The organism is Aphanizomenon flos-aquae FACHB-1287 (genome assembly GCF_014698755.1).
GTDB classification, from domain to species: Bacteria; Cyanobacteriota; Cyanobacteriia; order Cyanobacteriales; family Nostocaceae; genus Dolichospermum; species Dolichospermum flosaquae.
Window position 1 is genome coordinate 74,047 of sequence record NZ_JACJTO010000004.1, and the last position, 24,110, is coordinate 98,156.

The following is a 24,110-nucleotide window of genomic DNA, read 5'->3' on the forward strand; positions in this document are numbered from 1 at the left end:
ATCAAGAGGAGTTTTATGAGCATAAACAATGTTGATCTATCCAAATATACCAGAATCGGACGCTACGATTTACCCGAACCAAAACGCACCACTGCACCTGCCAATAATTTACTAGCTCAAGAAGCCTCCGCTGTCACCTACAATTGGGATACTAATACATTATTTGTTCTCGGTGACGGAGGTAAATCAATAGTACAAGTATCAAAAACTGGTCAATTAATTGATTCCATGACCTTAGCACCTAGTAGCAGTCCCCAAGGAACAGACTTTTATGACCCGGAAGGACTTACTTATATTGGTAGTGGTAAATTTGTCTTGATTGAAGAACGAGATAGACAGGCGAATTTATTCACATACACCAAAGATACAACCCTCACCAAGAGCAACGTTAAAACTGTTAAACTTGGCACAACCATCGGCAATATTGGCATTGAAGGGATTTCTTGGGACCCGCAGACAAACGGATACATTGCTGTTAAAGAAGTTACACCAGCAGGAATTTTCCAGACAACCATTGATTTTACCGCAGGAACAGCCAGTAATGGGTCAGCGACTACAATTAACTCAATAGACCTTTTCGACCCCGCCAAGGCTGGTATTGCCGACTTTGCTGATGTTTTTGCACTGTCGAACCTATCATCACTTAACGCTAAAAGCGATTCCAGTCACTTGTTAATTTTAAGCCAAGAATCGGGCAAAATTGTCAATATTGATCGGGCTGGGAACGTCTTCAGTACACTGACAATCACCGCAGATACAGGTAATCCCCTATCTGTTGCTGACCAGTCCCATGAAGGTCTGACCATGGACAATGATGGTTATTTGTATGTAGTGAGCGAAAATGGCGGCGGTGATATTGATCACCCACAGCTTTGGGTCTATGCACCATCTATAGTCACTAATCAAGCTCCCACCGCTGTAGTCTTAAACAATAAAATCGCCAGTATCGCCGAAAACACCAGTACGAAAACTAAAATCAAGGTTGCTGATATTGCTATTACAGATGACGGATTAGGCACAAACAATCTGACTGTAACGGGAACTGATGCGAACTTCTTTGAAGTTGATACCGCTGGATTGTATATTAAAGCAGGAACGGTTCTAGATTACGAAACTAAGACCAGCTATAGCATTACAGTCAATGTAGATGATTCTACTGTTGGTAGTACCCCGGATACTAATATAGTTTATACTTTAGCTGTCACTGATATAGCTAATGAGACTCCTGTTACTAGTAGTATTTTTATCACGGAAGTAGCACCCTGGAGCAGTGGTAACTCACCAGTGGCTGCGGACTGGTTTGAATTAACTAATACTGGCACAAGTTCCATAGATGTTACAGGTTGGAAATTTGACGATAATTCCAACAGTTTCGGCTCTGCTGTTGCCTTGAGCGGTGTTACTAATATTGCTGCTGGTGAATCAGTAATTTTTATAGAAGGAGCTACAGTTAATAGTATTTTCCGATCTAACTGGTTTGGTGTTAACCCCCCAGTCGGCTTGCAAATCGGTAACTACACTGGTTCAGGTGTAGGTCTAAGTACCAGTGGTGATGCTGTCAATATCTATAATTCTACGGGTGTTCTTCAGGCTAATGTGGTTTTTGGAGCCTCACCAGCGGGACCTTTTGCCACTTTTGACAATAGTGCTTTAGTAAATAATGCAACAATCTCAACCCTGAGTAGTGCAGCGGTAAATGGAGCATTTACGGCTGTCAATTCCAGCCAGGAAATTGGTTCTCCGGGGACAATTCCACCCATGATAACGATCTCGGCTACAGACGCAAACGCAGCGGAATTGGGAGGAGATACTGGTAGTTTCCGCATTACTCGCACTGGAGTTACTACAAATGCCTTGACGGTAAATTACACAGTAAAAACAGGTACAGGTCAAGCTACAAGTTCAGATTATAAACCAAATTTGAGCGGTTCTATAGCGATCGCTGCGGGACAGTCCTTTGCAGATATCCTAATTACACCCGTAGATGATCCAACCGTTGAAGGTAGCGAAACTGTCACAATTACTTTAGTTGATACTGCTAACTATGACTTAGGGACAACAGCAACTGCAGCTATAAATATTACCGATAGTAATGTTAATCCTCTGGGATTTTCTGGAGTAGCAGCGGGAGATGTTACTTCCCATGATGTGATTCTTTGGACTCGTACTTTTGATTCTGTAACGAAAAAAGGTGATAATGCTAACTTAGTAGCCCAGGTTTCTACTGATCCTAGCTTTGGGGTGATAGCTTTTACATACAATGTTTCAGGCGCCAATGACGGTCTGGATCGTGATGGTACGATCAAATTAAATGCTACAGGATTACAGAGCGGTACTAAGTATTACTATCGTTTCCAATCAGCCGCTGGTAATTTTAGTAATGTTGGGACATTCAAAACCGCACCAGAGAGTAATATTGAAGCATCTGTACGCTTCGGTTTTAGCGGAGACGTGGACGGTTTAATGCGTCCTTATACTTCTACTCAAAGCTTCCACAGTCTGAATTTAGACTTTTTTGGCTTTTTAGGAGATACAATGTATGCAACAGCAAGTACGGGTTCTCCTGCTGCTGCAAATCCAGTAATAAATCCAACTCAAGCTTTAAGTGATTACCACCGTAAATATTTAGAAAATATTCAACCAGTTAGCAATGGTGGTTTTGCGGGCTTAGAAACAATCTTTATTTCTCAAGCTAATTATACCGCTTTAGATAACCACGAATTAGGTAATAAACAACTGATTAATGGTGGTGCACCAGGTGCTTTAGCGACTGCGTCGGGTAATGGCTCTAGTAATATCACTGATGATGTAAATACAACGGGAGCATTTATTAACCAAACTGTTGGTTTTAAAACTCTAATTCAAGCTTATTCCGACTATCAACCAATTAAAGAGAAGATCATTTCTGCTCCCAATGACCCCCGCACCAATGGTACACAACAGCTTTATTTAGCACAACAATGGGGAGACAATGTCATTTATATAAATACTGACACTCGAACTTACCGTGATGTGCGATTAAAAACCGCTACTGGTGCAGATGATACTGCTGCTCGTGCAGATAATCCCAATCGGACTTTACTAGGCGCTACTCAACTGGCTTGGTTAAAGGAAACCCTTTTAACCGCTCAAAATAATGGTACAATTTGGAAGTTTGTAGCTGTATCTAGTCCTATCGACCAACTTGGGGCAATTGGTTCTGGCTCTGATAGTGGTAAATCATGGATTGGTGGTTATCGAGCAGAACGTAACAATTTACTCAAGTTTATTGCCGATAATGGGATTAAAAATGTAGTCTTTTTATCCGCTGATGATCACCAAAATCGGATTAATGAATTAACTTACACGGATAACGGTGTAGTAAAGCTTCTACCTAATGCTTTATCAATTGTCGGTGGACCCATGGGTGCTACTGGACCGGATAACATTACTGACCATAGTTTTGCTAATATCCAGTCATTAGCTAATACTCTTGCTAATGGTCAGATAGCAGCAAATGTTAATCCTATCGGTTTAGCAGCAAATTTCCCCGGACTCAAAAATGTAGTTCGTGAAAATGATACCAATCCCACGCAAATTGAACCGGTTGATTTTTATTCTCCCGATACTTTTAACTACACTGTCTTTGATATTTCTGTTGATGGTAAAACTCTTAATATCAATGTGCAAGGCGTTAATTCCTATGCTCAAAATTCATTCCCAGAACCATCCACAGCTAATCCTGTCCGCTCAATTTTGAGTTTTAGTCTTGATGCAGACACACACACTCAAATTAAGTTTGCTACTACTAGTGCTGACAGTATTGCTATTCAATCGAGTCAAATATTATTCACAAGTGACGGTGCAGATATAGTAGAATCCAGCACACCCAACACGACAATTAATGCTGGCAACGGTGATGATATTATCAATGTAAATAGTGATTGTGAGGTATTTGGTAATGATGGTAATGATACTGTCAATATTGGTACAACTGGTCTCGCTGGTAATACTAATGTAGATGGTGGTAATGGTAATGATACGATTAACGTAGTCCAGGGTGGTACAGGTAACAATGTGTTCGGTGCTGGGGGTGATGATAACCTGCAAGTAGTTGAAGGTTCTGGTCAATTCCTGTTTGGTGGTTCAGGTAAAGATACTCTCCGTAGTAGTGGCAATAATAACCGTCTCTATGGTGGTTCTGGAGATGACACCCTTTACTCTAGTATTAATGATTATCTATCTGGTGGTGATGGCGATGATGTATTGTTTGCTGGTACTGGTAGTGGAAACCGCTTAACTGGTGGTATAGGTATTGACAAGTTTTACATTGCTAATGCTGCGTTACCCACAGCCAAAAACATTGTCACTGATTTCACTTTAGGAACTGATGTCATTGTTATTGGTGGTATTTCTACTGCTACTCAGTTCACTAATTTGGCATTATCTCAAGTTGGTGGTGATACTTTGATTAAGGTAGGAAATATTGAGTTAGCTTCATTACTAGGAATTACATCTAGTACCCTAACTGCTAACAATTTTACCTTTGTTGGTTAGATACTGTAGTTTAGATTACAGTCATTTACAGCTTGCAACTATAAACGTTGATCAGGCTGTAGTGATTTTCTAAATAATAAAGTTATAGGTAAGTTAGTATAAAAAATTGTCGCTATGGTTATGAGATATTTAAAAATAGTGATATGAGTGCTAAAGTTTATATTCAGCTTTGTGACTTGAAGAGGATATTAATCTTATCTGGTGCACTGTTCCCTAAAACTAAAAAACTTTGTACCTCACGAGCATGGTAACTGCTATATTCTTAATTTTGAGAAAAAATCCTATCTTTTTAAATTGGGAGATAAGCACATTTTGTGATTTAAGTCAATATATATAGCTACAAAGGCAGATATATTAGAAAAATTGATGATTATAATTACTAATAATGTGAAAGTTTTGAATATTTAGTAGCCTTGTTTTTATTTTAAAAATGCTAAGATGTCAAAAGTAAGCAGTTAAAAACTATAACTGTTAAAAAGAGAGGAAAACCATGTCTGATACGCAAACTATATTACACAACTTTGGTCAGGTTTATGATAATCCTGTATTATTAGATCATAGTGTAACCGTGCCAGTTGTCGAAGGATTCAATGTCGTATTAGCTAGTTTTCAGGCATTGTATCTACAATATCAAAAACATCATTTTGTAGTTGAAGGTGCAGAATTTAATTCACTGCATGATTTTTTTAACTCCAGCTACAAAGAAGTACAAGATCATATCCATGAAATCGGCGAGCGCTTAAATGGTTTGGGTGGAATCCCCGCAGCAAGTTTTAGTAAATTAGCTGAATTATGCTGTTTTGAAACAGAAGCAGACGGTGTATTTTCTGCTCGGAAGATGGTAGAAAATGACCTAGTTGCAGAACAAGCATTAATTGGAGTAATTCGCCGTCAAGCCTCACAAGCTGAGAGTTTAGGTGATAGAGGTACACGCTATTTGTACGAAAAAATTCTCTTAAAAACTGAAGAAAGAGCTTATCATTTAGCTCACTTTTTAGCCAAAGATAGTTTAACCTTGGGTTTTGTTCAACGGGCTGAAAATTAAACTTTTCGTAACCTTGATTTTACTGAACTTAAATGGTAAAAATTCTTAGTAATTGAGAACCTGACAAAATTAAATCTTGTGGTAGAAAAGTGTAAATCATCTTTTCTGCCATTTTTTGTAATGCCATATTTTTTATATTTAGCTAATTAAAAATATTGGCATTTATCCAGAGTAATATAAACGTAAATACTCGAATATTTCACATATATCTAAAAATAACCTATTTATAATCTACTTCAGAAAAAATAATTAAGCAAAAAAATATTTTACAGCAACCTTATTGCTATAATCTATAACGAATAAATAAACATATAACCACTCTCCGTGCCTGTAGTGCCTCTGCGTGAGAAAAAAATATGAAAACTAGTCACAAAAATCCTCCCTGTCCATAATTCCTTACCTCATTAGCAATCACTACCCGGAAAAGTTGATAATGAATGGCATGATGGGGGGTAAAGACCCTTAAAATAGTCAAGATTTGTATTTTTGTAATCTAAGGTAAAAACTATGCCCCGTCGTCAAGACCTCAAAAAAATTCTCCTGTTAGGTTCAGGTCCCATTGTCATTGGCCAAGCCTGTGAATTTGATTATTCTGGAACTCAAGCCTGTAAAGCCTTACGAGAAGAAGGCTATGAAGTCGTTTTGGTGAATTCCAACCCAGCCACCATTATGACTGACCCAGAAACAGCCGACCGGACTTATATTGAACCGCTGACACCGGAAATAGTAGAAAAAGTTATCGCCAAAGAAAGACCAGATGCTTTATTGCCAACCATGGGCGGACAAACCGCCCTGAATTTGGCCGTAGCTTTAGCGAAAAATGGAGTTTTGGAAAAATATAACGTCGAGTTAATTGGCGCGAAATTACCCGCAATTGAAAAAGCTGAAGACAGAAAACTGTTTAACGAAGCCATGGCGAAAATTGGCGTAGCAGTGTGTCCTAGTGGTACAGCTTCAACCCTAGAAGAATCAAAAGCAATCGCCCTGCAAATTGGCACATATCCCCTAATTATCCGTCCAGCCTTTACAATGGGGGGGACTGGTGGCGGTATCGCCTACAATCAAGAAGAATTTGAAGAAATGGCCCAAGTGGGTATTGAGGCTAGTCCGGTGTCCCAAATTCTCATTGACCAATCTTTATTGGGTTGGAAAGAGTATGAATTAGAAGTAATGCGAGATTTAGCCGATAATGTTGTTATTATCTGTTCTATCGAAAATCTCGACCCCATGGGCATTCATACCGGAGATTCTATCACCGTTGCTCCCGCCCAAACCCTCACCGATAAAGAATATCAACGGCTGCGGGACATGGCCATTAAAATTATCCGAGAAATTGGTGTCGAAACCGGTGGTTCTAATATTCAGTTTGCCGTAAATCCCGTTAATGGTGATGTAGTCGTAATTGAAATGAACCCCCGCGTCTCCAGAAGTTCCGCTTTATCTTCTAAAGCAACAGGTTTTCCCATAGCCAAAATCGCCGCTAAGTTAGCCGTGGGTTATACTTTAAACGAACTACAAAACGATATCACCAAAAAAACCCCCGCTTCCTTTGAACCGACAATTGACTATGTAGTTACCAAAATTCCCCGGTTTGCGTTTGAAAAATTCCCTGGTTCTGATTCTGTCCTCACAACCCAGATGAAATCCGTGGGAGAAGCCATGGCCATTGGCCGGACATTTAATGAGTCCTTTCAAAAAGCTTTGCGTTCCCTAGAAACTGGACGGGCTGGTTGGGGTTGCGATAAAGCCGAAAAATTACCCAGTGGTGAGCAAATTCGCGCCCAGTTGCGGACACCCAACCCAGAACGCATTTTTTCTGTCCGTCATGCTATGCAATTGGGTATTAGTAATGAGGAAATTTATGAACTGACGGCCATTGACCCTTGGTTTTTAGACAAATTACAGGAAATTTTAGAAATAGAGAAATTTCTTAAACGTACGCCCCTGAAGCAGTTGACAAAAGCGCAAATGTATCATGTCAAAAGAAATGGTTTTAGCGATCGCCAAATAGCCTATGCTACAAAAAGCAAAGAAGATGAAGTTCGCACCTATCGCAAACAGCTAGAAGTGATCCCAGTTTACAAAACTGTTGATACTTGCGCGGCGGAATTTGAGGCACTGACCCCATATTACTATTCTACTTACGAAGAAGAAACGGAAGTATTACCCACGGATAAACCTAAAGTAATGATTTTGGGCGGTGGTCCTAACCGCATTGGCCAAGGAATTGAGTTTGATTATTGTTGTTGTCATGCTGCGTATTCTTTACATGGTGCAGGTTATGAAACAATTATGGTTAATTCTAACCCAGAAACAGTTTCTACAGATTATGATACCAGCGATCGCCTATATTTTGAACCATTAACGAAAGAAGACGTTCTTAACATCATTGAAGCTGAAAACCCCCTGGGGATAATAGTCCAATTCGGTGGCCAAACACCATTAAAATTAGCCGTTCCCTTGCAAGAGTATTTACAAGAGTCTAATAGTATCACCCAGATTTGGGGAACATCTCCAGATTCTATAGATATGGCCGAAAATCGAGAACGGTTTGAAAAGATTCTGCAAGAATTGAATATCGCTCAACCGCCTAATGGTATGGCTAGAAGTTATGAAGATGCCTTAATTGTTGCTAAACGCATTGGTTATCCGGTGGTGGTACGTCCTAGTTATGTATTGGGCGGAAGAGCGATGGAAATCGTTTATTCTGATACTGAGTTAGAACGTTACATGACATTTGCCGTTCAAGTAGAACCAGAACACCCCATTTTAATTGATAAATTCCTAGAAAACGCCATTGAAGTAGATGTAGATGCGATCGCCGATCATACTGGTAATGTCGTCATTGGTGGCATTATGGAACACATTGAACAGGCGGGAATTCACTCCGGTGACTCAGCTTGTTCCTTACCTTCTATTTCCCTCTCTCCAGCGGTATTAAACCAAATTCGTTTATGGACAGTTCAACTAGCACAAGCTTTATCTGTGGTTGGATTAATGAATATTCAGTTTGCTGTAGTTAGTGCAAATGGTTATTCTCCCCAAGTGTATATTTTAGAAGCTAACCCCAGAGCATCACGGACAGTTCCCTTTGTATCTAAAGCCACCGGAGTACAATTAGCCAAACTAGCATCTTTAGTAATGTCGGGTAAAACCTTGGAGGAATTAAAATTCACTAAAGAAGTTATTCCCTCACATATAGCCGTTAAAGAAGCCGTTTTACCATTTAGTAAATTCCCCGGTACAGATACCATATTAGGTCCAGAAATGCGCTCAACTGGTGAGGTAATGGGTATTGATAGCGATTTTGGCCGCGCCTTTGCAAAAGCAGAATTAGGTGCGGGAGAAAAATTACCCCTTCAGGGAACTGTATTTGTTTCTATGAGTGACAGAGACAAATCGGCGGCCGCAGATGTTGTCAAGGAGTTTATTAAGTTAGGCTTTACAATTATGGCCACCCAAGGGACGCGACAAGTTCTTCAAGAACAAGGGTTAGAGGTGAAATTAGTCCTGAAACTCCATGAAGGTCGTCCTCATGTCCTTGATTCTGTTAAGAACGGTAACATTCAACTTATAATTAACACACCCTCTGGAAAAGAAGCTCATGCCGATTCTAAGTTAATTCGTCGCACCGCTTTAGGTTACAAAATCCCCATCATTACCACTATTGCAGGTGCTAAAGCTACGGCCGCAGCTATCCGTTCCCTACAAAATACTACTTTAGATGTCAAGGTGATCCAAGAATACTGTCCCATGAGTTAATTGTCAGTTGTTCTTTGTCAGTTGTTCTTTGTCAGTTGTCAGTTGTTCTTTCTTTCCCACTAACCACTGACCACTAACCACTGACCACTAACCACTGACCACTAACCACTGACCACTAACCACTGACCACTGACCACTGACCATTGACAAAAAGGTTAAGCAATTGTTACAAAAAAATCATTATGGTTATCATTGAGATATTTTAACAAATATAAGGAGGCTATTGCTTTTTGATAGTATCCCAGTAAATGTATACTGTTTCGGCGTTTTCAGAGCTCTGCAATTACCGTCAAGGTGCGGGTTTCTCGGTAGTCAACATATTCTCATAAATGTTACAATTATTCATATTCCATAAAGCCCAAAAAATGTTTGACTTGCTACTGAGTATCTAAATATAATAGATACTCATGGAAACAAGAAAATAGATGTAACGCTTAGTGGTGAAGTGCCTAATTTCCCCCAATATGAACAACCTGAGTTAATCAGGTTCGACCATCTCAAAACATTATTTCCTTAACTAAGCAACAAACCCACCATTACCCAAGAGTAGCGCCATGAAGACCGCTCAAACAGCCACCGACCTCGTGCGGACTTACCTGCGTGAGATAGGCCGTGTGCCACTCCTCACCCACGAAGAAGAGATTTTTTATGGTAAACAGGTACAAAGATCTACTGCTTTGCATGAGATCCGGGAAGGTCTTGCTACCCAATTGGGTCATGAACCCAGTATAGAAGAATGGGCCGCAGCCTCTAATTTAGAAGTGCCAGAATTAAATAGAGCAATCTCTGTTGGTGAAATAGCCAAACGAAAAATGGTAGAAGCTAATCTCCGTTTAGTCGTTTCTATTGCCAAAAAGTACATTAAACGCAATGTTGACTTACTTGATCTCATTCAAGAAGGTAGTATTGGTATGCAAAAAGGTGTAGAAAAATTTGACCCGACCAAGGGTTACAGATTTTCTACCTATGCTTATTGGTGGATACGTCAAGCTATTACCAGAGCGATAGCGGAAAAAGCCCGAACTATCCGCTTGCCTATTCATATTACCGAAAAACTCAACAAAATTAAAAAAGCTCAACGTCAACTATCCCAGGCTCTAGGACGTGCACCCACAGTCGCGGAATTATCCCAAGAATTAGATCTAACACCCAAACAGGTGCGAGAGTATCTAGAAAAAGCCCGTCTACCACTATCTCTAGATTTACGTCTAGGAGATAATTACGATACTGAACTGGGGGAAATGCTAGAAGATCCAGGAGCAACACCAGAAGATTTTGTCATGCAAACTTCTCTATCTTATGACTTAGAGCGGATGATGTCAGAACTCACCCCCCAACAACAGGAAGTCATTAGTCTACGCTTTGGGTTAGCAGATGGACAATCCTTAACTTTGGCTAAAATTGGTGAAGTCCTGAATATTAGCCGAGAACGAGTCCGTCAAATTGAACGTGAAGCTTTAAGCAAACTTCGCAAATCAAAAGCTACTATGAATGAATATCTTGTCAGTTAGTTAGTTCTTGTTAGTCAATGGTCAGTGATTTTTGGCTTTGTGGGTGGAGTTTCCCCACCCATACTCGCGCTTCTTGGTGAAAACACTCCCATTTTAGTACGGTTAAACCGAATCTCTCAAAAGGAATAAACTGTTAAATTGGTAGACATGAATTATATAATAGTTAACTACATCGGATCAGCAATCACTAGCAGTTATTCTAGTCATAAATAGGTTAAGCATAGGAGATAAAAGGTGAGTAATAAATCTAATCGAGTATCAGAATTTTTTAATAGTGAGTCAGAAACTGGTAATTTATTATGGCAGTACGTTAAATCATTAAGTCCAGAAACAGTTAACCAATTATCTAAACCTACTTCTACGGAAGTTCTACAGGTAATGGAACGGAATATTATCGGACTTTTAGGAAATCTCCCTTCTGAACACTTTGGAATTACTATTTCTACTAATCGGGAAAATTTAGGTCGCTTATTAGCATCTGCGATGATTAGTGGTTATTTTTTACGTAATGCAGAACAAAGAATGGGTTTTGATGTGGTTATGCAAGCAACAGAAGCTAATATTGGCGAAGTTGAATAATGTTTTTTCAGGAAAATTATCAAAATAAATATCAACTCGGTAGAGATATAATTGGTCTACCGAGTTTTTTATTGTTATTTATTGATAATTGGTAATTATATGAATGAAAGTAATTCTTCTATTCCTCATAAAATTATTGGTGTTGCTGTTATTTGGAATGACCAAAATCAGATTTTAATTGACCGTCGACTTCCTCAAGGTACAATGGGTGGTTTATGGGAGTTTCCAGGAGGAAAAATTGAATTAGGTGAGACAGTTGAAGAATGTATTAAACGGGAAATTTATGAGGAATTGGCTATAGAAATTGCCGTTGGAGAACATTTAATTACTATTGATCATACTTACTCTCATTTGCGGGTAACTTTAACTGTACATCATGCTCAACATTTAGCAGGTGTTCCTCAAACTATAGAATGTGATGAAATTCGTTGGGTAAGTTTGGAGGAATTGGATAATTTTAGTTTTCCAGCAGCGAATGGGGAAATTATTACAGCTTTAAGAAACCAGTTCAAAAAGTAATTAGAATCAGGATTTTCTAGATGAGAAGATTAACAATATTAAATATCACTAAATATTACTTAACTATTATTTAATCGTGCCAATCTTTAAATCCTGTACATCCTGATTTGTGACTATTACCTACCAAATACAGTAGTTAGAGAACGGGCAATATTTTTCGGCTGCATTGCGTCCATTGCTGCTGTCGGTTCATAACCACAATGTACCATACAATCAACACATTTAGGATTACCACTAGCACGGCCGTATTGACTCCAATCTGTTTTATCTAACAACTCTTGGAAGGTTTGATAATAGCCTTCATTCAACAAATAACAAGGTTTTTGCCAACCTAAAACACTGTAACTAGGACTACCCCAAGGAGTGCATTCATAGTCTTTTTCACCAATGAGAAAATCTAAGAATAAAGGATTGTGATTAAAGTTCCAGTTTTTCTTTCCAGTTGTGTAAGGGGTAAGAATTTCCCGGAATAAAGCGCGGGTTTGTTCTTTTTGCAAGAAATGATCTTGATCTGGAGCCCATTCATAACTGTAACCAGGAGAAATCATCATCCCGTCAGTACCCAATGTTTCCAGAAAATCGAAAAATTCCTGCATTTCTTCAACATTACAACCTTCAAAAATAGTCGTGTTGGTAGCGACGCGAAAACCCTTCGCTTTAGCGGCGCGAATTGCTTGGACAGCAGTATCAAAAACCCCTTTTCTGTCTACACATTTATCATGCCATTCTCGCATTCCATCTAAATGCACACTAAAGGTTAGATAGGGAGAAGGTTTAAACTTATCAAGGCTCTTTTCTAGTAATAAACCATTAGTACACAAGTAAATATATTTCTTGCGTTTAATTAAACCCTCAACAATTTCCCTGATTTGAGGATGTAATAAAGGTTCTCCTCCGGGTATGGAAACAACCGGTGCACCGCATTCTTCCACCGCTGCAAAACACTGTTCTGGAGTCAGATTTTGCTTAAGTATTTCTACTGGATGCTGGATTTTACCGCAACCTGTACAAGCTAAATTGCACCGGAATAGCGGTTCTAACATCAATACCAGGGGAAACCGTTTTCTCCCTAATAAGCGTTGTGTAACTAAATACTTACCTATATCTATTGCCTGTTGTAGATTAATCGCCATGAAACTAACACTCCTCAATTTGTTTGGTAATTGGTAATTGGTAATTGGTAATTGGTAATTGGTGATTGGTAATTGGTGATTGGTAATTGGTGATTGGTAATTGGTAATTGGTAGTTAATTTCTGTCCCCTGTCACCTATTCACATAACCATGAGACACGAACCAATTAACAGCATCCTTGAGGGCTACATTCAGGGGGGACTGAGGTAAACCTAATTCGCGGATAGCCTTAGAAGCATCATAATACATTGGTTGCTGTGCCATGCGGACTCCATCTATGGGAATCGTGGGAGTTTTCCCTAAAGGTGCGAGAATTTTTTCTTCTACCCAACCGACGGTTAGGGGTATCCACCCTGGTACAGATATTTGCGGTGCGGGTAAATTGGTGATTTCGGCAAGTTGTTCTAGGACTTGTTTTAAGCTCAGATTTTCATGACCGAGAATATAGCGATCGCCTTTTTTCCCTTTTTCTAATGCTAATAAATGTCCTTTGGCCACATCCCGCACATCAATAAAATTTAATCCCGTATCCACATAAGCTGGCATTTCTCTCCGCAAAAACCGCAGAATAATGTCCCCTGTGGGTGTAGGTTTAATATCTAATGGTCCAATGGGACTACTAGGATTAACTATCACAATATCCTGACCTTGATTAGCTGCTGATATTGCTACTTGTTCTGCTAAAAACTTCGACTTTTTATAATCTCCTACTAATTTTTTTACTGGACTTTGATGAGTTTCGTCCACTATTATACCACATTCTCCCACACCAATAGCGGCTACGGAACTGGTATAAACCGTGCGTTCAATTCCCGCTTTTTGTGCTGCTGCTAAAATATTCCTTGTCCCTTCAACGTTATGAAGATACAACAATTCCCGATCCTTTTGCCACAATGAGTAATGGGCAGCAAGATGAAATAAGTAATTACACCCCTGCATCTGTTCCCAAATATTGGCATCGTTAATATCACTATTAACAATATTTACGTCTAAGTTGTGTAAATTTACTAGATTACTCCGAGGACGGGCTAAGGCCGTAACTTGGTATCCTTCCTGTAACAGCGATCGCACTACATGAGAACCAATAAACCCTGTACCACCAGTCACAAAAGCCCGCATTTGATCACCTCACACTTCTCAACATTTAATTATCTATGTATCTGGGTGGTTTGCCTCAGTTTTTGGTTTTTCATCTTTGTTTAATGATATAATATCAGGTATAATTGTCCAAACAAGATAGTTATATACACGAACCTTTATATTATCTGTAATTATGCCCCTGCAAGAAGAAATTGATAAAACAAGGCAAGAAATTCGCACAGATGACTACTCAATGTCTATTGGAGAATGGATGAGTCTTTATCAAAGTAATGAAATTGATATTAACCCAGAGTTTCAAAGAGTTTTTCGGTGGTCAGAACATCAAAAATCGGCTTTTATAGAATCAATTCTCTTAGGTATACCAATTCCTCCCATTTTTGTTAGCCAAAGAAATGATGGTGTTTGGGACGTTGTAGATGGTGTTCAAAGACTATCCACTATCTATGAATTTACAGGTATTTTAAAAAAAGATTCTCAAGAAAAAAACCCTCAGCCAGTAGCTTTGCAAAAAACTACATACTTACCTTCTTTAGCAGGTAAAAAATGGGATGATCCTGATGATCCTGAAAACTCCTTAACTCAAACACAACGTTTATTAATTAGGCGAGCAAAAATAGGAGTAAATATTGTTGAAAAAGAAAGCGATCCAATGGTTAAATATGAACTATTTCAGAGACTTAATACAGGAGGAACAATTGCTACACCTCAAGAAATGAGAAATTGTATCCTTTTGATGCTAAATAAAAAACTCCATGAATTGATGCGATCACTTGCCGACTATGAACCATTCAAAAACTGTATCGCATTGAGTGATAGGCTTTATGAAGAACAGTATGACATGGAGTTAGTATTGCGGTTTATTCTTCTACTTGATAAACCTGATGAAGATATTAGAAAATTGGGTGACGATGTTAGTGTTTTTCTCACAGAAGAAATGCGTAAAATGGCTCTTAATCAAAACCTAGATTATAGCCGTATAGAAATGGCATTTAAGAGAACCTTTGATATCCTGAATCAAACTACAGGAGATAATAGTTTCAAAAGATATAAATCTGAACAAGATAGATTTCTGGGCGGTTTTCTATTATCTGCATTTGAAGTGATAGCATTAGGGATAGGACATAATTATCAAAATTATCAAAATATCCCAGCAACAGATAAAATATCTGGTTTGATCAAACATATTTGGTCAGATTCAACTTATAAAAATTGGTCTGGTGCAGGTGTGAATGCTGTCAGACGTTTACCCTATCTTATTCCACTGGGTAGAAAAGTATTTTCTCCTGGTCAAGGAGTATTTTCTCCTTTATGAGCATCCAAACTCCTGAAGACTTAAATAAGACTCTGGCAACTGATATTGCTTGGAGAAAAAAGGAACTTTCAGAAATAAAAACCTTGATAGAATTAAAAAATGTTTCTCCTCAAAGGCATAATGTATGTATTCGTAGTGGAATATGTATTTTGTATGCTCATTGGGAGGGTTTTGTTAAATTAGCAGGAAACTCTTATGTGGAATATATTAGAATCAAAAGACTACGATATAGACAACTTTCTAGTAATTTTTTAGCCTTGGCAATGAAAGAAAAACTCAAACAGGCAAAAGAGACAAATAAAGCATCATTATATATACCTGTTTGTGATTTTTTTCTTTTCCAGTTAGATGAAAGATGTTCTTTACCCAAAAATCCAATTTCTACTGCATCTAATCTGTCTTCGGAAATTCTAAAAGAAATAACTCATACCCTGGGAATAGACTTTTCCCTTGACTCCACTAAATCTAAACTCATAGATGAAAAACTTTTAAAGACAAGAAACGAAATTGCACATGGTGAAGATTCTTTGACAATTGATAGAAAACAATATATAGAATTACAGACAATTGTTGTGGAGATGCTAGAAGAATTTCGTAATCGGATAGAAAATGCTGCTATTAATCAAGATTTTCTTGTGAAAAGTCAGTAACCTGTTATGAATACACTGCTATATGTCACGATCTTGTTTTTATTAATTCATAAGTTAAAGTTATTGATTTTCAATTTTAAATAAGTTTTTTTGAAAAAAAATTTTTATTTTTAGGGTTCGGGTCGCTTTCGGCGTGGTATTATAGTCATATAAATATAATGGAGTGTAAGCAAAATTTTTATCGAGGGACGCATTCCCATTATCAGAATATCATGCCGCGCGGCGCAAGTCAATCGGTTAAGACCAAAAAAAATAAATTTTTTTTTAATTTTTAGAATTTTTTTAGAATTTTTTAATTTTTTCAAATTTTTGGGAAACTCGAACCACTTACCATCAAGTTTCGGATAACAGGATTATAACACAAATAAACTTCCTGGAAATCCTTAAATCCTGATTCAGAAACTTTACTTCTCATAGTCAGGGGTGTTGGGTTGAGAAACGAAACCCAACCTACAATACTTCTGCTTTCCCTAACTGCTACTAAAAACTCCTCACTTACCATAAGTTACCCTATTTGTCAATAGTATATTTGTACTATCAGTTAAATCGGATTATTTGCTGAATAATTTTGCGCCAATTTACTGTTTTAAACCACTGCTAATTTGTAAAGTTTTGTATTTTTTTCAAAATTGATCTCTGAAATGACTATAAATAAAGACTTTTGGAGATCATGTTTTTAAGGTTACAAAATTGACAATAGTAACCTAATTATGAAATTTTCAATAATTCTAGCAAATCGCGGAAAGTATTGCAAGTCCGTTGGTAAATAAAAATAATTCTCAATTAATTATTAAGAAAATGTTACATAGAATCTCAATTTTATTTGAGTATTAAAAGTATTATTGATTATATATAAGTTAATATTATCATATATCAGAATCTTGAGGAAGCAGTTATAGGATCTTTATCAATGTATGTTATTACTTGCAAGCGCAATTATCAGAATATTATTTCAGACAGATTAATTAATAAGAATTAACTATTATTTATTATAGATTTCACTATTAGAAATAAGTTATTTTTTAATTTTTAATCTGCCTCAGTTTAATAATTTTAGGAAAACTGTTGAGCATAATACCGCGCATATTTTCCTGCTAATTCTAACAATTCCTCATGATTTCCTGATTCCACAATTTGCCCTTTTTCTAAAACTAAAATCTGATCGCATTTCCTGACAGTTGACAACCTATGGGCAATAATTAATACCGTGCGGTTTTTCATCAATCTTTCTAAAGCCTCTTGTACCAAAGCTTCTGACTCTGAATCTAAAGCAGACGTAGCTTCATCAAGTATCAAAATTTGCGGGTTAAGCAGAACAGCGCGAGCAATAGCTATTCTTTGTCTTTGTCCCCCCGACAAATTCACACCTCGCTCTCCCACCCAAGTATGATAACCTTCTGGTAATTGCTGAATAAATTGATGAGCATTGGCAATTTTTGCAGCTTCTTCAACAGCTTGAATATTCAAATTATTCTGTCCAAAAGCGATATTTTGGGCAATAGTTCCCGAAAACATAATCGTTTCTTGGGGAACAATCCCAATTTGTTTTCTTAAACTATTTAAAGTCACATCTCGAATATTCACATCATCTATAAAAATCTCTCCAAATTCCGTATCATAGAATCGAGGTAATAGGTTTACAAAAGTAGTTTTACCAGCACCAGAAGCACCAACTAAGGCAACAGCTTGACCTGGCATTATTAATAAGCTAATATTTTTTAAAACTGTTTCTCCTGATTTATAGGCAAAGGTAACATTGCAATATTCGACTTTACCATTAACAGCAGGTAAATTAATAGCATGAGGTTTTTCTAATACCGTTGGTTGAATTGCTAATAACTCAAAAACCCGATCAATTGATGCCTCACCTTGTTTAAATTCATTATAATTATTGGTAGTATGTCCAATAGGATCAATTAACAAAGCTGCTGCTGTTAAATAACTAAAAAATTCACCGACAGTTAAATTACGTTGAGATATTTGCCAAGTTCCTACCATTAATAAAGATAAGGCACTCACAGCTTCTAAAAATCCCACAATGGGAATTTGAATAGCTTTTAATCTTTCTACGGAATATTTAGCTTTAAAACTGCGTTCTGCTTCATAACTAAATCTATCAATTTCGTATTTTTCCGCTGCAAAAGCTTGAATTAAGCGAATACCGCTAAAAACTTCTGTTAAAATCGCAGATAAATCAGAAATACGACTTTGACTTTTGAGAGAATATTTTCGTAATCTTTCCCCAAACCAACCAATTAAAATTCCCATAATTGGGGCAACAATTACCGTCGCTAAGGTAAGTTGCCAGTTTAAATAAATCATGTAAATGGGAATAGCAATTAACTGTAAAACACAGGGAGTAAAATCATGAAAAAGTTTATTAATAACTTCTCCAACCCTGTCAACATCTTCCGTCAGACGATAAGATAAATCTCCAGCTTTAGCAGTTTCAAAATAGCTGAGATTGAGTTTTTGTAAATGGGTATAAACCTGTTGACGGAGATAAAAGGCCACCCTTAAAGCTGCCTTGGCCATGTATAAATCCTGCACAGACTGAAAAAAGCCTCTGACCAGAAAGATAGCAGCGCTGATTCCGGCTAATTTAGCGATCGCTAATACATTACCATTTCCGAAAGGAACTGCCAACTTCCCCGCGACATTAATCAGGGTTAAAGTTGCCAGTACATAGCCTAAAATCCCCACAAAACCCTTAGCAATAGTTGGCCACTGGGTGCGGATATAGGGTAAAAGTTGCCAATAATTAGAACGTGTTTTCAAGTTGTAATATCCACAAAAAAATATTTTCCTTTGTTTGACAATACCAGTTTTTGGTTACTATTGGGAATAAACACAATATTTTATTCTTTATTAGCCCTATTTTCCTTGATTATATGAATAATCGAAGGTAATAAAGAAACAACAACAATTAAGCCAATTATTGGTAATAGATACTTATCTAATTGTTCCGCTGGTAAAGATTTTCCCAAGAAAAACCCTAACAAAGTAATACCAAATGTCCAAAGAAAACCACCAAATAAATTGTAAGACATAAAAGAGCGATAGTGCATAGCCCCAATACCAGCGACAATTGGCGCAAAAGTCCTGATAATTGGCACAAATCTCGCTAAAACAATCGTTTTTTTACCATGCTTTTCATAGAAATCTTGAGTTTTTACAATATGTTTTTTACGAAGTAGCCAAGAATCTTCTTTATCAAATAATTTTCTACCAAATTTATGTCCAGTAAAATACCCGACATTATCACCTAATACAGCACAAACAAACGCACCAAAAATCAGCACCCAAATATTCAGCAAGTTTTGAGAAGCGACAAATCCTGCTGTAAATAATAAACTATCACCGGGTAGAAAAAAACCAATCAATAAACCAGATTCAGCAAAGATAATTCCCCATACTCCAAAGTAACCAAGTGATTTAACTAATTCTGGTAAATCAAAGTGCATAAAATCCCACTCATTTAAGAAAATGTACCCAACATTTTAACGGTTATAAATTTATAAAACTAAAAAGTAATATTAAGTTTAAATAAAGTTATTTTATATGTAATAGATATTCGGGTAAATACAAAAAATGCAAAGATATTTAAAAGTTCTAAGATTATTTTGGACCGCAGCGATCTCTACGGAAATGGAATATCGTATTAATTTTATCATTACTGCTTTTAGTAGTTTAGGTAATTTACTCGGTAGTATCTTTAGTTTATTTCTATTTTACCGCACAGGTTACACTTTTACAGGCTGGTCTTGGGAAGCCGCCTTAGTCGTCTTAGGAATTTTCACCTTATTACAAGGCTTTAGCGCTACCTTCCTAGCTCCGAACTTAAATCGAATTGTTCGTCATGTCCAAGAAGGAACATTAGACTTTGTATTATTAAAACCTATTCGTAGTCAGTTTTGGTTATCTGTTCATACCATTTCTCTCTGGGGAATACCGGATTTAATCTTTGGTTTACTCATAATTGGCTACGCTGGTACAAAACTCAATTTAGGTATTGATAAATACTTACTGGCTGTTTTCCCCTTATGTTGCGGTTTGGTAATTCTTTACAGTTTGTGGTTTATACTAGGATCAACCAGTATTTGGTTTGTTAAAATATACAATGTCACAGAAGTGTTAAAAGGGTTTTTAGAAGCAGGGAGATATCCAATTACAGCCTATCCCGCTACTTATCGATTTTTCTTTACCTTTGTAGTTCCAGTATCTTTTTTAACTACAGTCCCCGCTCAATCTATGTTGGGACAAATTCAATTTGTCTGGTTACTGGGTGCTGGACTATTAGCCTTGATATTATTTTTCATTTCTACTCAGTTTTGGCGATTTGCTCTCCGTTTTTATACTAGTGCTTCCAGTTAATGATTCAGAAGAGTTACAGCAGTTCCCAGCATAATCATAAAACCCTTATTCTTGACCGCCAATACTGTATCTTAATCAAGCCGAATTGCTGTAAATGTAGGCTGACCCTAGAAAAACCAACCTACATTTAATCCAGAGCAAAGAAATTATAACATATCTGGATTTTCACCCAATTCTCTTAATCTAGCCGCTAACCTAGCCGCTTTTACTTGAGCTTCCTCCTCTCGTGATTTAGCAACTTCAGCTTGTAATTTAGCAGCTTCAGCTTGTAATTTAGCAGCTTCAGCTTGTGATTTAGCAGCTTCAGCTTGTGATTTAGCAACTTCAGCTTGTGATTTAGCAGCCTCCTCTGGTAACAAGACTAGATTACCAGCAACATCATAAAACCGCGCCCAAATTGCAGTTTCCCTGTCTATAGTTCCTTCCCAAGTTCCCAACCATAAACCCAAACGTCTACACCATAGCCAACCATTTTCATTTGCTGTCAACGGCTGGTACTGTTGTTCATGATCTAAATGCCATCCTTGTAAAGAATTGACATCAAATGGGTCATAGACAAAATAATCTGAGGTATGGAAAGTCTGTTCATACAGGTCTTTTTTAATCCCCTTATCTATTCCTGCTGTAGACCGTGACATTAATTCTACAATCACATCAGGATAGCGACCATTTTCTTCCCAAACTACCCAACCTTGTCGAGGATTGCTACCATCAACATTAAGAACAGCAAAGAAATCAGGTCCGCGAAAATCACGATTGCGAATTTGATTACTGCTGTAATAAATAAACATATTGCCCCCAGTAAAATAATCATTGCGGTCAGACCAAAGCTGCTGCAATGAACGAATGAGGACATTCATAGCAATACGGTGACGATTTGATTCCAAGGGTTCACCATCATCAAATATTAAGTCAGCAGGTGGGTTATGGGCTTCCCAGTCCGCAACGGCTAGATTGTTGTCGGTAGTCATAAGTAATTATCACCTTTTTCATCAAGCCCTAAACTTCTATAATAAAAATTTCTGACGAATAATAACATCTTCCTCATCAAAGTTCAACAAAAACCCAGAACTAACGTGGTTGACGTTCTAGATTAGCTTCAATTGTACTGTCTAAAAAATGACCAGAAAGAACACCCGTTATTAAGTAATATTGATCATCATTAAGCCGATGTAGGGTTTCAAAACCACTACGTCGTTGAAGACTGCGAACATCGGCGGAGTTATCGCCCAAAACCCAATAACGCTGTACAATTGTATCTGGACTAATCCAGCCTTCCCCTTCTATCTGTCCTAAGGAATTATGCTGGAGCAAAAAAGTATACTGGCGTTCTCCCTTATGCAGTCGCCCCCTATACTGGAGTGAGATATCTGGGCGCTCGCCATTAGGAAAAACTATTTTTGTGGCCATGGAGAACCAATTGTCCCGATTCCAAATAACCAATGTTAAACCCTTTAAGGTAATTGGTGGACTATTACGCTCTACCCAATTACCTTGTATTACCCAACGTCCGGGTTCTAATAAAAAAGTATGACTCACTTGCTAATTTCCTTTTTGTAAGCCAGCACGTTAATGCTCTCGGTGTATTTAGCCCCTGTTTTTTGGTTCTCTAAAACCACCTAATTGAGTTTCTTGGTGTCTTCTAAAACTAAAACTTTATAAATAGATATTATCATAATCTTAGCAAATTTAGGTAAAAACTCGAAAATATCGCCCTAACTTAGCCATAAGTACCGTAAATTTCCCCTAACAGCACCTCTTGAGATGCACCTGTAACAGCAGGTAAGTTACCAGGTATGGACAGGTTGCGCCAATATGCTAAAACTGCAAAGGCGATGGCTTCTTTAAATACAGCACTCAAGCCAGTTTCATCTGTGGTTAATACTGGTACTTTCCCCAATAATAACTCTAGACGATCTTTTAAGTAAGTATTGCGACTACCACCACCACATAATATCACCTGATCTGGTCTTTTTGGTAAAAAAGTATCATAACTATGAACAATGGAGGCGGCCGTCAGTTCTGTTATGGTTGCTAAAAAATCTGCAGTATTGAGTTCGTAGACCTCACTATCTTGTAAACATTGGTGTAAATAAGCAACACCAAATAATTCACGTCCGGTAGATTTAGGCGGTGCTAAGTGGAAATATTCGTGACTGAGCCATTGTTCTACCAAGGGGTAACATGGTGTACCACTGGCCGCCCAATTACCATTTTCATCATAGCTTTTAGCCCCATTGGTAAAGTGTTCTACCGCTAAATCCAATAGGCTATTACCTGGACCTGTGTCCCAACCTCGAATTTGCGACAACCAATCATCACTCTGATCTGGGAGATAAGTAACATTACCAATACCGCCAATATTTTGAATACACCGTTTTTTCTGTGTATGACTGAGTAAATAGGCATCTACTTTACAAACAAGGGGTGCACCATGACCATGAGCCATTATATCTCCTGTTCGGAAGTTACTGATGGTGGTAATACGGGTTAGATGGGCTATTAATGCGCCCCGTCCTAGTTGGAGGCTATAACCTAGGTTTCCTAATCCCTGATATGGACGATGGTAAACTGTTTGACCATGAGAACCGATGAGGGTAGCTGCTTGATGACCATTTTGTATAAGTTGAGCCGCTTTAGCAAAAGCATGGGCTATAGCATCATCTATGGCGGCTAGGTCTGCTATGGATACAGCAGCACCAGTTCCAATCTCTAAAATTTGTTCTCTGAGTTGTGGGGGGTAGGGATATGTTTCCCCAGCGATTAATTCTACTTTCAAATCCGAATCTTTGCCAGCAATTTCTACTAAAGCGGCATCTATCCCATCTACAGATGTACCACTCATTAAACCAATTACGCGAGTTGGTTGCATTGACTGAAGTAATTTTATAATTTTGCTGTTTTATTGTAATTGATTCTATTACCCATGTCAAAAAAATTTGGGAGGTCGACAAAGACTAATTTGGCTGACGATTAATATCTTGTAAATCCAGAGCATAATTTAAGCGTAAAAGATTTATTCCTGGTTCACCAAAAATCCCTAAAAATCTCCCATCAATATATCTACTAATTAGTGGAATAATATCATCTTCCTTAATACCTCTTGCCCGGGCTACTCTTTCTATCTGTTGTCGTGCTGCTTTCAAAGAGATATGGGGATCTAAACCAGAAGCAGATGTATAAAGCAAATCAGCCACAGGTTGTTTGTTGTCGTTCTCAATTTCTTCTACTTGCTTGAGAATGCGTTCTTTGAGTTCTGGATTAGTAGGAGCAAGATTACTACCTCCAGATATACCAGTCGGTTGAGCTTTTTTGCTTTGACTATAGTTAACAGCACTCGGACGACCATGAAAATAACTATCGGATGTAAATTCTTGACCAATCAAAGTTGAGCCAATAGGTCGACCTTTGATATTTAACATGATGCTACCATTGGCTGAATTTGGGAAAATTGACTGTCCTACTAACAAGATAAAAACAGGATATATAATTGCTGTTAATATCCACATTATCAAAGTAATTCTAATGGCTTTGAAGGCTTCTCGGATAATAGACATAATTAGAGGTGGTGATTTTTCTTTTAATTTGT

Annotated in this window: 17 protein-coding genes; 9 read left to right on the forward strand and 8 right to left on the reverse strand. The window is 37.7% G+C overall.

Translation table 11 applies throughout. The features are described 5' to 3' along the window. Positions 1 to 15 precede the first annotated feature (15 nt). The 6 genes from H6G44_RS20135 to mutT all read left to right on the forward strand — a co-directional run bounded on the left by H6G44_RS20135 (position 16) and on the right by mutT (position 11,952). Positions 16 to 4,536, forward strand: coding sequence for an SdiA-regulated domain-containing protein (locus H6G44_RS20135; RefSeq protein WP_190384931.1), 4,521 nt, complete (start codon positions 16 to 18; stop codon positions 4,534 to 4,536). Between the two features lie 490 nt (positions 4,537 to 5,026). Next, entirely contained in the window at positions 5,027 to 5,581 is a 555-nt protein-coding gene (locus tag H6G44_RS03250; protein ID WP_190384930.1) for a DNA starvation/stress protection protein DpsA, read from the forward strand. A 507-nt stretch (positions 5,582 to 6,088) separates the two neighbouring features. Beyond that, entirely contained in the window at positions 6,089 to 9,343 is a 3,255-nt protein-coding gene (carB, locus tag H6G44_RS03255) for a carbamoyl-phosphate synthase large subunit (protein ID WP_190384929.1), read from the forward strand. A gap of 554 nt (positions 9,344 to 9,897) precedes the next feature. Further along, a complete protein-coding gene (locus H6G44_RS03260; RefSeq protein WP_190384928.1) occupies positions 9,898 to 10,854 on the forward strand; it encodes an RNA polymerase sigma factor, RpoD/SigA family in 957 nt (318 codons plus the stop codon). A 234-nt stretch (positions 10,855 to 11,088) separates the two neighbouring features. Continuing rightward, positions 11,089 to 11,433: a DUF760 domain-containing protein gene (locus H6G44_RS03265; RefSeq protein WP_190384927.1), complete on the forward strand. Its 345-nt coding sequence runs from the start codon at positions 11,089 to 11,091 to the stop codon at positions 11,431 to 11,433. 99 nt (positions 11,434 to 11,532) lie between these two features. After that, positions 11,533 to 11,952: an 8-oxo-dGTP diphosphatase MutT gene (mutT, locus tag H6G44_RS03270; protein WP_190384926.1), complete on the forward strand. Its 420-nt coding sequence runs from the start codon at positions 11,533 to 11,535 to the stop codon at positions 11,950 to 11,952. A gap of 116 nt (positions 11,953 to 12,068) precedes the next feature. On the opposite strand, the gene hpnH is transcribed toward mutT, so the two are convergent. Further along, on the reverse strand, positions 12,069 to 13,085 hold the full coding sequence (gene hpnH, locus H6G44_RS03275; RefSeq protein ID WP_190384925.1) for an adenosyl-hopene transferase HpnH: 1,017 nt from the start codon (positions 13,083 to 13,085) through the stop codon (positions 12,069 to 12,071). A 131-nt stretch (positions 13,086 to 13,216) separates the two neighbouring features. Continuing rightward, positions 13,217 to 14,203, reverse strand: a complete 987-nt coding sequence (gene hpnA / locus H6G44_RS03280) for a hopanoid-associated sugar epimerase (protein ID WP_190384924.1) — start codon at positions 14,201 to 14,203, stop codon at positions 13,217 to 13,219. 154 nt (positions 14,204 to 14,357) lie between these two features. Here hpnA and H6G44_RS03285 point away from each other — a divergent pair, with 154 nt between their 5' ends. Together H6G44_RS03285 and H6G44_RS03290 are read left to right on the forward strand one after the other, a co-directional pair. Beyond that, the gene (locus H6G44_RS03285) at positions 14,358 to 15,497 is read left to right on the forward strand and encodes a DUF262 domain-containing protein (RefSeq protein WP_190384923.1); all 1,140 of its coding nucleotides are present in this window, start codon (positions 14,358 to 14,360) and stop codon (positions 15,495 to 15,497) included. Beyond that, entirely contained in the window at positions 15,494 to 16,147 is a 654-nt protein-coding gene (locus H6G44_RS03290) for an MAE_28990/MAE_18760 family HEPN-like nuclease (RefSeq protein ID WP_190384922.1), read from the forward strand. The genes H6G44_RS03285 and H6G44_RS03290 overlap by 4 nt, the downstream gene beginning before the upstream one ends. 1,053 nt (positions 16,148 to 17,200) lie before the next feature. Here H6G44_RS03290 and H6G44_RS03295 read toward each other — a convergent pair. Both H6G44_RS03295 and H6G44_RS03300 read right to left on the reverse strand, forming a co-directional pair. Further along, on the reverse strand, positions 17,201 to 18,925 hold the full coding sequence (locus H6G44_RS03295; protein ID WP_190384921.1) for an ABC transporter ATP-binding protein: 1,725 nt from the start codon (positions 18,923 to 18,925) through the stop codon (positions 17,201 to 17,203). A gap of 80 nt (positions 18,926 to 19,005) precedes the next feature. Further along, positions 19,006 to 19,611 carry a DedA family protein gene (locus H6G44_RS03300; protein ID WP_190384920.1) on the reverse strand — a complete coding sequence of 202 codons (606 nt, stop codon included), beginning with the start codon at positions 19,609 to 19,611 and terminating at the stop codon, positions 19,006 to 19,008. A gap of 127 nt (positions 19,612 to 19,738) precedes the next feature. Here H6G44_RS03300 and H6G44_RS03305 point away from each other — a divergent pair, with 127 nt between their 5' ends. Then, entirely contained in the window at positions 19,739 to 20,521 is a 783-nt protein-coding gene (locus tag H6G44_RS03305) for an ABC transporter permease (protein ID WP_190384919.1), read from the forward strand. Between the two features lie 146 nt (positions 20,522 to 20,667). Here H6G44_RS03305 and H6G44_RS03310 read toward each other — a convergent pair whose 3' ends face one another. The 4 genes from H6G44_RS03310 to kdpC all read right to left on the reverse strand — a co-directional run bounded on the left by H6G44_RS03310 (position 20,668) and on the right by kdpC (position 24,078). Further along, positions 20,668 to 21,492, reverse strand: coding sequence for a Uma2 family endonuclease (locus H6G44_RS03310; protein ID WP_190384918.1), 825 nt, complete (start codon positions 21,490 to 21,492; stop codon positions 20,668 to 20,670). Between the two features lie 100 nt (positions 21,493 to 21,592). Next, positions 21,593 to 22,060, reverse strand: a complete 468-nt coding sequence (locus H6G44_RS03315) for a hypothetical protein (RefSeq protein ID WP_190384917.1) — start codon at positions 22,058 to 22,060, stop codon at positions 21,593 to 21,595. A gap of 181 nt (positions 22,061 to 22,241) precedes the next feature. Beyond that, positions 22,242 to 23,393, reverse strand: a complete 1,152-nt coding sequence (locus tag H6G44_RS03320; RefSeq protein WP_190384916.1) for an anhydro-N-acetylmuramic acid kinase — start codon at positions 23,391 to 23,393, stop codon at positions 22,242 to 22,244. An 85-nt stretch (positions 23,394 to 23,478) separates the two neighbouring features. Continuing rightward, a complete protein-coding gene (gene kdpC / locus H6G44_RS03325) occupies positions 23,479 to 24,078 on the reverse strand; it encodes a K(+)-transporting ATPase subunit C (protein WP_190384915.1) in 600 nt (199 codons plus the stop codon). Positions 24,079 to 24,110: the final 32 nt, after the last annotated feature.